Below are 14,617 nucleotides of genomic sequence, written 5' to 3'. Positions count from 1 at the left end.
AGCAGCACGGCGGCGCCGAGCTCGGTTGCGAGGGCGACGGCGGCCTCGCCGCGTCGCGCGATGCCGCCCGGCGAGCCGTCGTCCGGGAGCGGGGCGCCGCGGTGCAGTCGTTCGAACTCTCCGAGGTGCGGAGTGAGGATCAGCGGGCCCGTCTCGCCGGCGACGCGTGCGACGAGATCGAGCGCCCCTGCGTCGACGACGGCCGGGGTGCCGCTGCGCAGCAGCGCGACGACCCCGGCCTCTTCGGCGGCCGTGCGCGTGCTCGGATCGGTGCCCGATCCGAGCAGCCAGGCGTCGCAGCGTCCCGCGCCGAGCACGGTCTCGGGGTGCCGGGCGAGCACGGCCGCGGCCGGTGCCGGCAGATCCCGAGGCGCGTCCTCGAGCGGCGGGACGTACCGGACCATGCCGATGCCGGTGCGCCACGCGGCCGAGACGCCGATCACGGCGGCGCCGGGATACTGCGCCGAACCCGTGCGCGCGGCGAGCACGCCGCGCCGGTACTTGTGGTCCTCGGGCGATGGACGCCGGAGCCAGGCCGCCGCGCGGTCGGGCGACCAGCGCTCGAGCGTGCTCACGCCGACTCCGCCTGCAATCCGTCGAGGTGCTCGCGGATCGCGGCCTCGAGGCGCCGCAGGCGCTTCTCGGCCTTGCGCCGTCGATCGGCCACGGATCCCTTGCCCGACCGCGCATCGAGGTAGATCTTGAGCTTCGGCTCGGTCCCGCTCGGCCGGATCATGATCCGGGACCCTCCGGCGAGGTCGAAGCGGAGCACGTTCGCCGGGACCTCGGCCGCACCGGGCGCGCGGAGGTCGATGAAGCGCTTCACCTCGACGCCGTCGAACGCGGTCGGCGGATCCTGCCGGATCAGTTCGGCGAGCCGCTCCACCCGGTCGATGCCGTCGAGCCGCACCACGACCTGCGCGCTCGCGAAGTGGCCGAACCGCTCCGACGCCTCGTCGAGGCGATCCCACACGGTGCGTCCCTCCGCGGCGAGCTCGCGCACCATCGCGATCGCGTCGGCGCTCGCCTGGATCCCGTCCTTGTCGCGGACGACCCCGGGGAACGGCAGGTACCCCAGCGCCTCCTCGTAACCGAACACCAGGTCGGGCACGCGGGACACCCACTTGAACCCCGACAGCGTCTCGACGATGCCGAGCCCGTGCGCCCGAGCCACGGCGCCGAGCGCCGGCGAGGAGACGATCGTGTTCGCGAGCGCACCCGAGACGGGGAGGTCGTCGCGCTCGGCCTCGCGCAGCCGTCGTTCGGCGGCGCGCCAGCCGAGCAGCAGGCCGAGCTCGTTGCCGCTGAGGCGGCGGTAGGCGCCCCCGTTCGCCGGATCCGGGGCCGCGAGGCCCAATCGGTCGGCGTCGGGGTCGTGCGCGACGATCAGGTCGGCGCCGACGTCGCTCGCGAGCGCGTAGGCGAAGTCGAGCGCGCCCTCCTCCTCGGGGTTCGGGAACGCGAGGGTCGGGAACTCGCCGTCGGGGCGGTCCTGCTCGGGCACCGGCACCACGTGCGGGAGGCCCGCCGCCGAGAACACGCGGCGACCGAGCTCGGCGCCGACGCCGTGCATGGCGGTGTAGACGACCGTGAGCGAAGCGGTGAGGTCGGACTCGGCCTCGGGTGCGATCCCCGCGACGACCGCGGCCGCGGTCTCGCGCACGTACGCGTCGGCGAGCCCCGGTCCGGCGATCGTGATCCCGGTGCCGCGGGCGATCTCCGAGAACGGTCGTTCGGCGGCGACCGCGATGCGGGCCGCGATCTCGGCGTCGACGGGCGGCGCGATCTGGGATCCGCCGTCGGCGTCGCCGAGGTAGACCTTGTAGCCGTTGTCGCGCGGCGGGTTGTGGCTGGCGGTGATCATCACGCCGGCCGACGCGCCGAGGTGGCGCACGGCGAACGCGGTGAGCGGGGTGGGCCCGGCCTCCGGCAGCAGCGTGACGCGGATCCCCGCGCCCGCGAGCACCTCGGCGGTGTCCCGCGCGAACACCTCGGAGCCCACGCGGCCGTCGTAGCCGACCACCGCGGTGGGCGGGCTCGTCGTCTCGCCGCGCGTCGCGCGGTCGCGCAGATACGCGGCGAAACCGGCGCTCGTCTGCGAGACGACGACCCGGTTCATCCGTCGGGGTCCGGCGCCGAGCTCGGCGCGCAGTCCCGCGGTGCCGAAGCCCAGGCGGCCGTCGAAGCGGTCGCGCAGCTCGGCGCGCGCGGCGTCGTCGCCGGCCTCGACCGCGTCGGCCAGGGCCTCGGCCTCGGCGCGGGTCTCGGGATCGGGATCCTGGGCCGCCCAGGCGCGCGCATCCGCGCAGAGCTGAGCGTCGGTGGTCTCGGTCATCACTGCCCCTTCCGCGTTTCCCCCAGCGGTCGATGCTTCACGCTAGCACCCGCGCGGCGGCGGTCCCGGCGCGTCGCGGGGGTGTTCGGGGTCTCGGGCGGATGCTCTGCGTCGAGCGGCGGCAAACGCATGGAATCGGGCCCGATTCGGTGGGTTTGCCGCCACTCGACGCAACTTGCCGCCGCTCTGCGTCGATTTGGTCAGCCCGAGGCCCGCTCCACGAGGGGCGAGGGCACGGTGCGCCGGATCGGTTGCTCGGGCCGCTCCGCGTCGAGCATCTCGAGCAGCAGCTCGGCGCAGGCGCGGCCGAACTCGCGGGGCTGCAGGTCGACGGCGGTGATGGACGGGGTGTGGAACTCCATGAGCGGGCTGTCGACGCCCGAGATGAGTCGGACATCGGTGCCGACGCGCTTGCCGAGGGACCGCAGGATCCCGGCGATGCGCACCGCGATGCCGTCGCCGGCGGTGAGTACTGCGTCGCATCCCGAGGTCTCGTCGAAGAAGCCGGCGAGGGAGCGCAGGATCTCCTCGTTCGAGTCGTGGAACCCGACCTCGGCGATGCGCGGTTCGAGGCCGTGCTCGGCGCACCAGGCCAGGTAGGAGGCCTCGAGCTCCAGGGTCCACTCCGAGACCCGTTCGATCTGGATCATGCCGGGTCGCTTCGCGCCGCCCGCGAGGAACCGGTCGAAGACGGTGCGCACGAGCTCCCCGTTGGGGGACTCGACGATGCCCCAGGGGTCGCCGAAGCCGCGCGGGGGACGGTCGCCGGTGACGACCGGCAGGTCCTGGGCGAGGATCTCGGCGACGCCGGGGTCGTCGGAGTGCGGCTCGATCATGAGGTAGCCGTCGACGGCTGGGAAGGTGTCGAGGCGCGCGCCGTGGGCCGCGTTGGGCAGCACGAGCAGGGGGATCCCGCTGCGGTGCAGGGCCTCGGCGACGCCGTTGGTGGCCTCGGTGTAGTAACCGAAGTGCACGGCGGAGTTGGGCAGGTAGAGGCCGATGGCGCCGGCGCGGGAACTGCGCAGGGCGCGGCCCGCGGGGTTGGGGCGGTAGCCGAGCCGGTGGGCGGCCTCGAGCACGCGGTCGCGGGTCGCGGCCGAGACGCCGGGCTTGCCGTTCATCGCGAGGGAGGCCGCCGCCGTCGAGACGCCGACCTCTCGCGCGACGTCGGCGAGGGTGGTGGTCATCTGCGTGCTCCTCGTTCGGCGGCTTGCGGGCTGTTCGACTCCAATGCTATCTTCCACTCAAACGATTAACCTAAAACGATTGAGCGATGATGCTCGGCCGTCCGGCCCCGCAGCAACGCCTCGATCCCGACGAAGCGGGAACCCATGCAGCAGCTCACGATCGCCTTCACCGGCGGCGAGGTCTTCGACGGCAGCGGCGCCGAGCCGGTGCGCACCGACGTCGGAGTGATCGGCGACCGGATCGCGGCCGTGGGCATCGACGAGGTGGCGGCACTGATCGGCCCGGAGACCCGCGTGGTCGACCTGAGTGGCGGGCTGCTGCTGCCCGGCCTCGTCGACTCGCACGTGCACCCCGTCGAGGGCGGCCTCGAGCGCCTCGGCTGCGACCTCTCGGACGGATGGACGCGCGAGGACTACCTCGCGACGGTGCGGGCCTACGTCGAGGCGAACCCCGAGGCTCCCTGGATCCTCGGCGGTGGCTGGCAGATGGCCGCATTCCCCGGCGGATTCCCGCTGGCCGCCGACCTCGACGCGATCTGCTCCGACCGGCCGATGGCGATCTCGAACCGTGACCACCACAGCACCTGGGTGAACACCGCGGCGCTCCGGCTCGCGGGGATCACCCGCGACACCCCGGATCCCGCCGACGGCACCATCGAGCGCGATGCGGACGGCGAGCCGACGGGCACGCTGCACGAGGGCGCCCGAATGCTGGTGCTCGGACTCGCTCCCGAGCCGACGCACGCCGACATGTACGCGGCGCTCATGTCTGCGCAGGAATACCTGCACGCCTTCGGGATCACCGGCTGGCAGGACGCGCTGATCGGCGACTACGGAAACCACAGCGCGCAGGAGGTGCACGTCTACCGCGAGGCCATCGAGCGCGACGAGCTGCACGCCCGCGTCAACGGAGCCCTCTGGTGGGACCGCACCCGGGGCGAGGAGCAGATCCCCGAACTCGAGGCCGTGCGCCGCGAGTTCCAGGGGGATCGCTTCCGCATCACGACGATCAAGATCATGCAGGACGGCGTGGTCGAGAACAAGACCGCAGCCGTCAGCGTCCCCTACCTCCCGGCCGGCTGCGCGTGCGGCGATGCGGGGGACACCGGCATCTCCTTCGTCGAGCCCGAACTGCTGAACCGGATCGTGACGCGCTTCGACGCCGACGGTCTGCAGGCCCACTTCCACGCCATCGGCGACCGCGGGGTCTCCGAGTGCCTCGATGCGGTCGCCGCGGCGCGCGCCGCGAACGGCGACACGGGGGCGACGCACCACATCGCGCACCTGCAGATGGTGCACCCCGACGATGTGACCCGCTTCGGAGCGCTGCGCGTCGCCGCGAACATGCAGGCGCTCTGGGCGTCGTACGACCCGCAGATGGTCGACCTCAACGTGCCGCTCATCGGCGAGGATCGCACCGAGTGGCAGTACCCCTTCCGCAGCATTGCGGAGGCCGAGGGGCAGCTCGTCGCCGGGTCCGACTGGCCCGTGACCACCGCGGACCCCTGGCTCGGGATCCACGTGGCCGTGAACCGGCAGCACCCCGAGGGGCACCCCGACCGCAACGAGCGCGTGTTCGTGCCCGCCGAGCGCCTCGGCCTCGGCGAGGCGCTCCGCGCCTACACGCGCGGCGGCGCCGAGATCAACGGATGGGAGCACGAGGTCGGCACGATCGCCCCGGGCTTCGCCGCCGACCTGACCGTGGTCGACCGCAATCCCTTCGTCGCCCCCGTTTCCGAGATCGCGCGCACCCGCACGGTCGAGACCTTCTCGCGCGGTCGATCCGTGTTCCGCGCGACCGATGCGGCCGGATCGCCCGACCCGGCCGCATAGACCGCGGGCTCCGGCCCGACCCAGACCACCACCCCACTTCCGCACACCACGCAAAGGAGCCCCCCATGTCGCTGAAGCGCACCCTCGCCCTCGCCGCCGTCACGGCGGTCGCCATCACGAGCCTCGCGGCCTGCGCGCCGCAGGTCGACGACAAGAAGAGCGGCGACCAGACCGGCGTCGACCTCACCAAGATCACGGTGAACAAGGACGCGGCCGAGAAGGTCCCGGCCGAGGTCTCGAAGGCCGGCAAGATCATCATCGGCGTCGACCCGACCTACGCGCCGAACGAGTTCAAGGACAAGAACGGCAAGCCGATCGGCTGGGAGGTCGATCTCATGAACGCCGCGGCGAAGAAGCTCGGGCTCGAGACCGAGTACCGCGTCGCCAAGTTCGACAACATCGTGCCGAGCATCCTCGGCGAGAAGTACGACCTCGGCATCGGCGGCTACTACGACTCGAAGATGCGCCAGGAGACGATGGACATCATCGACTTCTTCAAGGCAGGCAACCAGTTCGCCTCGCCGAAGGACAAGCCCATCACCGAGGAGCTGCAGGTCTGCGGCATGAAGGTCGGTGCCCAGAACGGCGGCTCCGCGATCCTCGACTACCTGCCCACCGTGCAGAAGAAGTGCGACGCCGCGGGCAAGGGCAAGATCGAGATCCTCGGCTACGACACCCAGGACGAGCAGACCGCGGCGCTGACCCTCGGCCGCGCCGACGCGATGGTCTCGGACTCGCCCGTCACGAGCTACGCCGTGAAGCTCAGCAAGGGCAAGCTCATCGGTTCGCCCATCTACGACGAGGTGCTCTCGGGCGCGATCGTCAAGAAGGATCGCGGCGAGTTCGCCGAGGCCCTGCGCGCCGCCGTCCAGGATCTGTCGGACGACGGCACCTACTCGAAGCTCCTGCAGTACTGGGGCGTCGAGCAGGGCGCGATCGACAAGATCACCATCAACGCCGCCACCAAGTAGCCGTCAGGAGTCTCCGTCACCATGAGAGCATCCGCTCCCGACCTCGGGATCCCGCCCGAGGTGCGCATCCGCGCCGCGCGCGCGAAGCACCCGTGGCGCACGGTCGTCGCCGTGGTCCTGCTGCTGGCCGTCGTCGCCGTCATCATCGACGCGGCCGGCCGCGAGGCCTACGACTGGAACGCGTTCCGCACCTACCTGTTCGATCCGCGGATCGTGCAGTCGGCGGGCATCACCCTGCAGCTCACCGCCTACTCCATGATCGTCGCGATCGCCCTCGGCGTGCTGCTCGCGGTCATGCGGCAGAGCCCGAACCGGGTGTTCGTCGCCGTCGCCTGGGCGTTCATCTGGATCTTCCGCGGCACCCCGGTGTACGTGCAGCTCGTCTTCTGGGGCCTGTTCACCACGATCTACAAGACCGTGACCGTGGGGCTCCCGACCCAGCAGCCCTGGTTCTCCTTCGGCACCGCCGACCTGCTCGACGTGTTCTGGATCGCGGTGCTCGGCCTCGCCCTGAACGAGGCCGCGTACATGGCCGAGATCGTGCGCGCGGGCCTGCTCGCCGTGGATCCCGGCCAGACGGAGGCCGCGACGGCGCTCGGCATGAGCTGGGGGCAGAACATGCGCAAGGTCGTGCTGCCGCAGGCCATGCGCGTGATCATCCCGCCGACCGGCAACGAGATCATCGGCATGCTGAAGACCACATCGCTGGTCACGGCCGTACCCTACAGCTTCGACCTCTACACCCGTTCCCGCGACATCTCGTCGGAGACGCTGAACCCGATCCCGCTGCTGCTCGTGGCATCGGTCTGGTACATCGCGTTCACCTCGATCATGATGGTCGGCCAGTACTTCCTGGAACGCAGGTTCTCGCGGGGCCACGTGCGCCGCGTGAGCCGCGGGCCGAAGGGGCCGCGCGCGGGCAAGGGCGTGACGAAGGTGATCAGCGTCGTGCCGGCGTTCGGCGCCGACACGGGCGACAACGGGAGAGTCTCATGAGCGAGTTCATGGTCGAGGCCGACCAGGTCCACAAGGCCTACGGGCACAACCACGTGCTGCGCGGGGTGTCGATGCAGGTGCGACCGGGTGAGGTCAGCTGCCTGCTCGGCCCGTCGGGCTCGGGCAAGTCGACGTTCTTGCGCTGCATCAACCACCTCGAAAGCATCGAGGGCGGCAGCATCCGCGTCGACGGCGAGCTGATCGGGTTCCGGGAGCGCGGCGGGAAGCTGCACGAGCTGCCCGCCAAGGAGGCGGCCGCGCAGCGCCGCGACATCGGCATGGTGTTCCAACGCTTCAACCTCTTCCCGCACATGACGGCGCTCGAGAACATCGCGTGCTCGCCGATCACGGTGAAGGGCGAGAAGCCGCAGGCGGCCCAGGCGCACGCCCGCGAGCTGCTCGAACAAGTGGGGCTCTCGGAGAAGGCCGCCGCGTATCCGAGCGAGCTCTCGGGCGGGCAGCAGCAGCGCGTCGCCATCGCCCGTGCGCTCGCGATGCGTCCGAAGCTCATGCTGTTCGACGAGCCGACCTCCGCGCTCGACCCCGAGCTCGTGGGCGAGGTGCTCGAGGTCATGAAGCAGCTCGCGCGCAGCGGCATGACCATGATCGTGGTGACCCACGAGATCGGCTTCGCCCGTGAGGTGGCCGACACGGTCACCTTCATGGACGAGGGCGTCGTGGTCGAGCAGGGATCGCCGCACGAGGTGCTCGTGGATCCGCGCGAGGCGCGCACGAGGGACTTCCTCTCGAAGGTGCTGTGACCGCGTGCGGTCCCGGTCCGGGGGAGCCGGATCGGGACCGCGCGGCCGGGGCCGAGCGCTCCGCCGGCCGGCTTCCCCCGAAACCCGTCCGGCGGGGCGCCCGGGCCCGGCCGCGCTCCCGGCGGTGCGGATCCACTAGCGTGGGAGCGCCCGCGCGACGGCCGCGCGGCGCACGGCACGAGGGGACGCCATGATCCGGGAGCACATCGAGATCGTCGAGAGCGCGATCGAGGGGGAGCGCGTCGCGGTTCCGCTCGACGGAATCGTGTTCGAGATGCTGCACTCGACGACGAGCTCGGTCGCCGCCGAACCGACGCGCTTCTCGTACTTCGAGAACGCGGGAGTGGTCTGGGGCGACTACGCCGGCGACACCGTGGTCGAGGGGCGCTTCGCCGGCGTTCGCGAGGGCGATATCGTGCGGCTCTCGTACAACCACCGCTCGGTCTCGGGCACGCTGACGCACGGCAACGCCGTGACGGTCGTCTCGCGCACGGGCGACGGGGCGCTGCGCCTCACCGAGTTCTACGGCTCGGCCGCGGGGCCCGAGACGAGTGTCTGCGTCGAGGTGCGCTGAACCTCCGCGGTCCGGACCGGCTCCGCTGAGCCCGTCCGCTCACTCCTGCGCGCCGCCGTGGCGCGCGCGGATGAACCGGGTCATGCCGGCGACCTGCCCGTCGAACTCCTCGGACGCGGCGGAGGCCTGCGCCGGGGCCGTCGGGAGCGCCGCGAGGGTGCTCGCCTCGTCCATGAGGAACACCGTCTCGGTCGACTTGATCGACGGCCACTGCGCGAGGCGCAGCGAGACGAGGCCGTGGATCCCCGCGACGTCGGCCGCGCGCACCAGCAGCATGGCGTCGTGCTGCCCGGTGGTGACTGCGAAGTACTCGAGCTCCTCGACCTCCGCGAGCGCCTCGCGGAACTCGGTCCAGCGCGCCTGCTCGAGCGTGACGAAGACGAGCGCGGAGATGCCGAGCCCGACGGCTCGCGGGTCGATGTCGGCGCGGAATCCGGTGATGATCCCGGCCTGGATGAGGCGCTCGAAGCGCTGGTAGGCGTTGGACCGCGAGATGCCGAGCTGCTCGGCGAGCGCGTTGACCGAGAGCCGTCCGTCCTGGCGCAGCAGATCGATCATGCGGCGGTGGGTGTCGTCGAGCTTCACTCTGTCCCTCCTTTGGGATCCGTGCATTCATCATCCTGGACGAATTGGTGAAATACGGCAGGGTGACCGAAACGTTACGTGCGATCCGGCGGATCGGGTAGCACGAAACGGCGGCTTCACAGCATAATTCCACTCAGGTCCGTTCGCGGACCGTTCGATCATCAAGGAGATCCGATGAAGCATTCTCTGTCCCGCGTCCTCCTCGGCGCGACGGCGGTCGCCGCGACGGCGCTCGCGCTCACCGGCTGCGCCGGCGGCCCGAACTCCGGCGGCGGTGCGAGCGGCAAGTCGCTCGTGGTCGACGCCTCGTTCGACCTCAAGACCGCGGACCCGAACCGCGAGTACGAGACCACCGGCTCGATCGTGGCGAAGGCGCTCTACCAGACGCTCCTCACCTTCAACGGCAGCGACGTCACCAAGCCGGTCGACGGCCTCGCCAGCTACGAGATGAACGCCGACAACACGGTCATGACCCTCACCATGAAGGGCGGGGCGAAGTTCTCCGACGGTTCCGACGTGACCGTCGACGACGCCGTCTTCTCGCTGCAGCGCGTGCAGGGCGTGAAGGGCAACCCGTCGTTCCTGCTCGACGGCATCAAGGTCGAGAAGACCGGCGACAAGACGCTGACCCTCACCTCGGCGAAGCCGAACCCGGCGCTGCCCTTCATCCTTCCGAACCCGGCGCTGTCGGTCGTCAACCAGAAGGTCGTCGCCAAGAACGGGGGCACCAACGACGCGAACGACAAGGCGGAGGCCTTCCTGAACGGCGAGTCCGCGGGATCCGGCCCCTACACGCTCGAGTCGTTCGACTCGGCCAAGCAGGTCGTATTCAAGGCGAACCCCAACTACCAGGGCGACAAGCCGGCCTACAGCCGCGTCGTGCTGCGCAACGTCGAGGGCCCCACGCAGAAGCTCAACGTCGAGAAGGGCGAGTCGCAGGTCGCGCTCGACCTCAACCCCGACCAGGTCGCCGAGCTCTCGGGCTCGAAGGTCAAGGTCGAGAGCAACGCCTCGCGCTACATGATCTTCCTGCTGCTCAACCAGGATCCCGCCGTCAACAAGCTGACGAGCAACCCGGACTTCCTCAAGGCGTTCAAGCTCGGCGTCGACTACGACAAGATCGTCGACCTCGCGGGCAAGGGATCCGTGCGCCCCGGCGGCGTCGTGCCCTCGCTCTTCGACGGCTCGCTGAAGGCCGCCGACGGCAACCAGCGCGACGTCGCGGCGGCGAAGGCCGCGCTCGCGAAGTCGGGCTACGCGGGCGAGAAGATCACCCTGAACTTCCCGAACGACATCACCGTGCAGGGCCTCTCGCTGCAGAACGTCGCCGAGAGCGTCCAGGCGCAGCTCGCCGAGGTCGGCATCACGGTGCAGCTCGCCCCCGCCCCCGTGGCGACCGAGCTCGACGCCTACCGCAACGGCAAGGAGACCGTCGGCCTCTGGTACTGGGGCCCGGACTTCCCGGACCCCTCGAACTACCTCGTGTTCTCGCCCGGCGAGCTCGTGGGCCTGCGCGCCGGCTGGAAGGCCGGAGCCGATGACGCGGTGACGAAGACCGCCACGGCAGCGGCAGCGGCCACCGGCACGGATCGCGCCGCGGCGTACGGCGATTGGCAGAAGCAGCTCAACGCGAGCGGCCCCTTCATCCCGCTGCTGCAGCCCGCCCAGAACGTGGTCATGGCGCCCAGCGTCTCCTCGGTGACGACCAACCCGGTCTGGACCGTCGACCTTGCCCTCATCAAGTAGCCAGACGCGAGCGATCGCCACGGCCGAACGTAGCGCACGAGCGGGCCTCCACCCGTTCGTGCGCTACGTCGCCGTGCGGCTCGTGGTGACCGTCCTGCTGATGTTCGGCGTCACGGTCGTCACCTTCACGCTCACGAACCTCGTCCCCGCCGACCCGGTGCAGGCCGCGCTCGGCGAGCAGGCGGCAGCCAACCCCGAGATCGTCGCGAAGTTCCGCGCCGAGCAGGGGCTCGACCAGCCGATCCCGATGCAGTACCTGCGCTACGTCGGCAACATCTTCCAGGGCGACCTGGGCACCTCGGTGCAGAGCCACCAGCCCGTCGCGAAGGAGCTGGGGGCCGCGTTCCCGGCGACGATCGAGCTCGCGCTCGCCGCGATCGTGTTCTCGGCGATCATCGGCATCGGGCTCGGCCTGTGGGCCGCGCTCAAGCGCCGCACCCTCGTCGACCAGGTGATCCGCGTCGTGAGCCTCATCGGCCTCTCCTGGCCGACGTTCTGGCTCGCGCTCGTCGCGTACTACCTCTTCTTCTTCCTGCTCGGGATCCTGCCCGGCTCGGGTCGTCTCGAGCCCGCGAGCATCCCGCCGCCGCAGGTGACCGGCATGTACACGATCGACGCGCTGCTCGCGGGCGATCTCTGGACCTTCTGGGACGCGCTGCGGCACCTGATCCTGCCCGCCTCCGTGCTCGCGCTCTACACGATCGGCCTGCTGACGCGCTTCTCGCGCTCCGCGGTGCTCGAGGTGATGGACATGGAGTACGTGAAGGCGGCGCGCGCGAAGGGCCTGCCCCGCCGCACGGTGATCTTCGGATACATCCTGCGCGGAGCCTTCGTGCCGATCCTGACCGTGCTCGGCCTCGCCTTCGGCTCGCTGCTCTCGGGCACCGTGCTCGTCGAGCAGGTGTACTCGTGGCACGGCCTCGGCCAGTACTCCTTCGCCGCCGCGACGAAGCTCGACCTGCCCGCCATCATGGGCGTCGGTCTGATCGTCGGTGTCGTCTACATCGGACTGAACTTCGTCGTCGACCTGCTGTACGGCGTCGTCGACCCGAGAGTGAGGGTGGCATGAGCACCGAAGCTCCCCAGGCGCCCGGCGCCGCCGAGGTGCTGCGCCGCGAGGCGCCGCGCAGCCGCAGGTTCCGCATCAACCCGTCGTTCCGCACGCCGCTCGCGATCACGGGCATCGTGATCGCCGTCGGCTGGCTGCTGATCGCGCTGCTCGCACCCGTGATCGCCCCGGCGGATCCACTGGCGCAGGCGTTCCCGCGGCTCCAGCCGCCGAGCGCCGAGCACTGGTTCGGCACCGACCAGGTCGGCCGCGACGTGCTGTCGCGCGTGCTCCACGGCTCCCGCGTCTCGCTGCCGCTGTCGCTTGCGCTCGTCGCCGCGGCCATGGTGCTGGGCGGCGTGCTCGGCGCCGTCGCCGGCTACTTCGGCAAGGCGGTCGACGAGGTCATCATGCGGCTCTCGGACCTGGTGTTCGCGTTCCCGACGATCATTCTCGCGATGGTCATCACCGCGGCACTCGGCCCGAACCTCACGAACGCCGTCATCGCGATGCTGATCGTGTCGTGGCCGGCGTACGCGCGCGTCACCCGCTCGCTCGTGGTGAGCGCCCGCGGCCAGGAGTACGTGGTCGCCGGGCGCCTGCTCGGCGCGGGACCGTTCACCACGCTGCGCCGCGACATCCTGCCGAACGTGCTCGCGCCGGTCTTCGTGCTGGCCACGCTCGACGTCGGCACCGCCATGCTGCTGCTCTCGGGCCTGTCGTTCCTGGGGCTCGGCGCCGTGCCGCCGACGCCCGACTGGGGCGCCATGGTCGCGGGCGGCATCGAGCAGTTCTCGGCGTGGTGGATCTCCGCGTTCCCGGGCCTCGCGATCTTCACGGTCGTGATGGCGTTCAACTTCATCGGCGACTCGCTGCGCGATTCGCTGGACCCGCACACGCGGGATGCCGTGCAGGGGAGGGCCGTATGAGCGGCGGACTGCAGATCCGCGACCTGACGGTCACGTTCGGGTCGGAACGCGATCCGAAACCGGTCGTGCGCGGGATCGATCTCGATCTCGAGCCGGGGCGCATCACGGGCCTCGCCGGCGAGTCCGGCTCGGGCAAGTCGATGACGGGCCTCGCGATGTGCGGGCTGCTGCCCGGCGGCGCCCGCACGGGCGGCCGGATCGAGTTCGACGGGCGCAACCTGCTCGAGCTCGACGAGCGCGCGCTCACGAAGTACCGGGGCAACCGGATCGCGATGGTGTTCCAGGACCCGACGGCGAGCCTGCATCCGATGCTGTCGATCGGCCGCCAGCTGACCGACCACCTGCGGGTGCACGCGGGCATCGACAAGCGCACGGCGCGCGAGCGGGCGATCCGCACGCTCGAGCTCGTGCGGGTGCCGGATCCCGAGACCGCGATCAAGAAGTATCCGCACCAGTTCTCGGGCGGGCAGCTGCAGCGCATCTCGATCGCGATGGCGATCATCTGCGAACCCGAGATCCTCATCGCCGACGAACCGACCACGGCGTTGGACGTCACGGTGCAGGCCGGCGTGCTGCGGCTGCTGAAGCAGCTCTGCGACGACCTGGGGCTCGCGGTCATGCTCGTGACGCACGACCTCGGCGTCATGTCGAGCCTGGCGGACCGCATCTCGGTGATGCGCGAGGGCGTGATCCTCGAGGAGGGGCCGCGCTTCGACGTGCTGCGCCGCCCGCGCGAGGCCTACACCCGAGGCCTCATCGAGGCCCTGCCCAACCATCTGCCGTTCCTCGATGAGGACGGGCAGCCGATCGCGGGAAGCGAGGCCGCACGATGACCGAGCCACTGCTGTCGATCCAGGATCTGACCGTCCGATACCGCCTGCCGGGCGGTGGCACGCTGACCGCCGTGAACGACGTCTCGATCGACATCGCGCCGTCGAGCGTAGTCGGCCTCGTGGGGGAGTCGGGCTGCGGCAAGTCGACCCTCGCCCGCTCGGTCTGCGGGCTCGAGCCCATCGCCCACGGCAGCATCCGCTTCGGCGGCGCCGCGGTCGGCAAGCTCGGCATGCGCCGGCGGCCGAGCGAGCTCATGGGCATCCAGATGGTGTTCCAGAACCCCTACGCCTCGCTCAACCCGCGGCGCACGGTCGGCAGCCAGATCGAGGACGGTCTGCGCGCCAACCCCGAGTCGACCAGCTGGAGCGTGGCGGATCTGCTGAGCGAGGTGGAACTGCCCGCCGATGTCGGCAGCCGGTTCCCGCACCAGTTCTCGGGCGGCCAGCGGCAGCGCATCGCGATCGCGCGCGCGATCGCCGCCGGGCCGAAGCTCCTCATCGGCGATGAGCCGATCGCGTCGCTCGACGCGAGCCTGCAGGCGAAGGTCGCGGCGCTCATGCGGCGCCTGGCCCTCGAGTCCGGCGCCTCGCTGCTGTTCATCAGCCACGACCTCGCGGTCGTGCGCACCATCGCCGACGAGGTCGCCGTGATGAACAAGGGCGTGATCGTCGAACGCGGGCCGTCCGAGCAGGTCTGGTCCGATCCGCGGGAGCCTTACACCCAGCGGCTGCTCGCCGCGATCCCCGCCGTCGACGGCATGGGCACGCTGCCCGGGATCGAGGAGTAGGAGGATCCGGGCGCGCGCACGCGCGCCCGGA

At 70.9% G+C, this 14,617-nt stretch carries 14 protein-coding genes; 10 read left to right on the top strand and 4 right to left on the bottom strand.

Translation table 11 applies throughout. The annotated features are described in order from the left end of the window. The 3 genes from XM48_RS12290 to XM48_RS12280 all read right to left on the bottom strand — a co-directional run. The coding region (locus tag XM48_RS12290) for an NAD(P)H-hydrate dehydratase (RefSeq protein WP_304413617.1) at positions 1-575 on the bottom strand (575 nt) is incomplete at its 3' end. Then, positions 572-2,335: a phospho-sugar mutase gene (locus XM48_RS12285; RefSeq protein ID WP_046456110.1), complete on the bottom strand. Its 1,764-nt coding sequence runs from the start codon at positions 2,333-2,335 to the stop codon at positions 572-574. The genes XM48_RS12290 and XM48_RS12285, both read right to left, overlap by 4 nt. Positions 2,336-2,535: 200 nt before the next feature. Further along, complete coding sequence (locus XM48_RS12280; RefSeq protein WP_046456109.1) at positions 2,536-3,522, bottom strand: LacI family DNA-binding transcriptional regulator; 987 nt, start codon at positions 3,520-3,522, stop codon at positions 2,536-2,538. 144 nt (positions 3,523-3,666) lie between these two features. Between XM48_RS12280 and XM48_RS12275 the strand changes: the two genes are divergently transcribed. From XM48_RS12275 to XM48_RS12255, 5 genes are all read left to right on the top strand, one after another. Beyond that, positions 3,667-5,355, top strand: a complete 1,689-nt coding sequence (locus XM48_RS12275) for an amidohydrolase (RefSeq protein WP_046456108.1) — start codon at positions 3,667-3,669, stop codon at positions 5,353-5,355. A gap of 65 nt (positions 5,356-5,420) precedes the next feature. Then, the gene (locus tag XM48_RS12270; RefSeq protein ID WP_046456107.1) at positions 5,421-6,326 is read left to right on the top strand and encodes an ABC transporter substrate-binding protein; all 906 of its coding nucleotides are present in this window, start codon (positions 5,421-5,423) and stop codon (positions 6,324-6,326) included. 21 nt (positions 6,327-6,347) lie between these two features. Then, positions 6,348-7,322 carry an amino acid ABC transporter permease gene (locus XM48_RS12265; protein ID WP_084821162.1) on the top strand — a complete coding sequence of 325 codons (975 nt, stop codon included), beginning with the start codon at positions 6,348-6,350 and terminating at the stop codon, positions 7,320-7,322. Continuing rightward, entirely contained in the window at positions 7,319-8,083 is a 765-nt protein-coding gene (locus tag XM48_RS12260) for an amino acid ABC transporter ATP-binding protein (protein WP_046456106.1), read from the top strand. The genes XM48_RS12265 and XM48_RS12260 overlap by 4 nt, the downstream gene beginning before the upstream one ends. Positions 8,084-8,273: 190 nt before the next feature. Next, positions 8,274-8,657: a hypothetical protein gene (locus XM48_RS12255; RefSeq protein WP_084821161.1), complete on the top strand. Its 384-nt coding sequence runs from the start codon at positions 8,274-8,276 to the stop codon at positions 8,655-8,657. A 39-nt stretch (positions 8,658-8,696) separates the two neighbouring features. Here XM48_RS12255 and XM48_RS12250 read toward each other — a convergent pair whose 3' ends face one another. Next, positions 8,697-9,242 (bottom strand): Lrp/AsnC family transcriptional regulator, encoded by a 546-nt coding sequence (locus XM48_RS12250; protein ID WP_197074203.1) that lies wholly within the window; start codon positions 9,240-9,242, stop codon positions 8,697-8,699. 174 nt (positions 9,243-9,416) lie between these two features. Between XM48_RS12250 and XM48_RS12245 the strand changes: the two genes are divergently transcribed. The 5 genes from XM48_RS12245 to XM48_RS12225 are packed head-to-tail and all read left to right on the top strand — an operon-like array spanning position 9,417 to position 14,586. Beyond that, positions 9,417-10,988 (top strand): ABC transporter substrate-binding protein, encoded by a 1,572-nt coding sequence (locus XM48_RS12245; RefSeq protein WP_046456104.1) that lies wholly within the window; start codon positions 9,417-9,419, stop codon positions 10,986-10,988. Next, on the top strand, positions 10,972-12,057 hold the full coding sequence (locus XM48_RS12240; RefSeq protein WP_231580876.1) for an ABC transporter permease: 1,086 nt from the start codon (positions 10,972-10,974) through the stop codon (positions 12,055-12,057). The genes XM48_RS12245 and XM48_RS12240 overlap by 17 nt, the downstream gene beginning before the upstream one ends. Continuing rightward, the gene (locus tag XM48_RS12235; RefSeq protein ID WP_046456103.1) at positions 12,054-12,965 is read left to right on the top strand and encodes an ABC transporter permease; all 912 of its coding nucleotides are present in this window, start codon (positions 12,054-12,056) and stop codon (positions 12,963-12,965) included. The genes XM48_RS12240 and XM48_RS12235 overlap by 4 nt, the downstream gene beginning before the upstream one ends. Further along, positions 12,962-13,798: an ABC transporter ATP-binding protein gene (locus XM48_RS12230; protein ID WP_046456102.1), complete on the top strand. Its 837-nt coding sequence runs from the start codon at positions 12,962-12,964 to the stop codon at positions 13,796-13,798. Before XM48_RS12235 ends, XM48_RS12230 begins: the two co-directional genes overlap by 4 nt. Then, positions 13,795-14,586 carry an ABC transporter ATP-binding protein gene (locus XM48_RS12225; protein ID WP_046456101.1) on the top strand — a complete coding sequence of 264 codons (792 nt, stop codon included), beginning with the start codon at positions 13,795-13,797 and terminating at the stop codon, positions 14,584-14,586. Before XM48_RS12230 ends, XM48_RS12225 begins: the two co-directional genes overlap by 4 nt. The last annotated feature ends 31 nt before the right edge of the window (positions 14,587-14,617 follow it).

The sequence above is a fragment of the Leucobacter sp. Ag1 genome (genome assembly GCF_000980875.1).
GTDB classification, from domain to species: domain Bacteria; phylum Actinomycetota; class Actinomycetes; order Actinomycetales; family Microbacteriaceae; genus Leucobacter; species Leucobacter iarius.
Note: the sequence above shows the minus strand (reverse complement) of the source record. Positions and strands in the feature narration are given on the sequence as shown.

Coding starts and splice junctions, on each gene's coding strand:
- XM48_RS12285 (WP_046456110.1), bottom strand. CDS start 2,335: ATGACCGAGACCACCGACGCTCAGCTCTGCGCGGATGCGCGCGCCTGG.
- XM48_RS12280 (WP_046456109.1), bottom strand. CDS start 3,522: ATGACCACCACCCTCGCCGACGTCGCGCGAGAGGTCGGCGTCTCGACG.
- XM48_RS12275 (WP_046456108.1), top strand. CDS start 3,667: ATGCAGCAGCTCACGATCGCCTTCACCGGCGGCGAGGTCTTCGACGGC.
- XM48_RS12270 (WP_046456107.1), top strand. CDS start 5,421: ATGTCGCTGAAGCGCACCCTCGCCCTCGCCGCCGTCACGGCGGTCGCC.
- XM48_RS12265 (WP_084821162.1), top strand. CDS start 6,348: ATGAGAGCATCCGCTCCCGACCTCGGGATCCCGCCCGAGGTGCGCATC.
- XM48_RS12260 (WP_046456106.1), top strand. CDS start 7,319: ATGAGCGAGTTCATGGTCGAGGCCGACCAGGTCCACAAGGCCTACGGG.
- XM48_RS12255 (WP_084821161.1), top strand. CDS start 8,274: ATGATCCGGGAGCACATCGAGATCGTCGAGAGCGCGATCGAGGGGGAG.
- XM48_RS12245 (WP_046456104.1), top strand. CDS start 9,417: ATGAAGCATTCTCTGTCCCGCGTCCTCCTCGGCGCGACGGCGGTCGCC.
- XM48_RS12235 (WP_046456103.1), top strand. CDS start 12,054: ATGAGCACCGAAGCTCCCCAGGCGCCCGGCGCCGCCGAGGTGCTGCGC.
- XM48_RS12230 (WP_046456102.1), top strand. CDS start 12,962: ATGAGCGGCGGACTGCAGATCCGCGACCTGACGGTCACGTTCGGGTCG.
- XM48_RS12225 (WP_046456101.1), top strand. CDS start 13,795: ATGACCGAGCCACTGCTGTCGATCCAGGATCTGACCGTCCGATACCGC.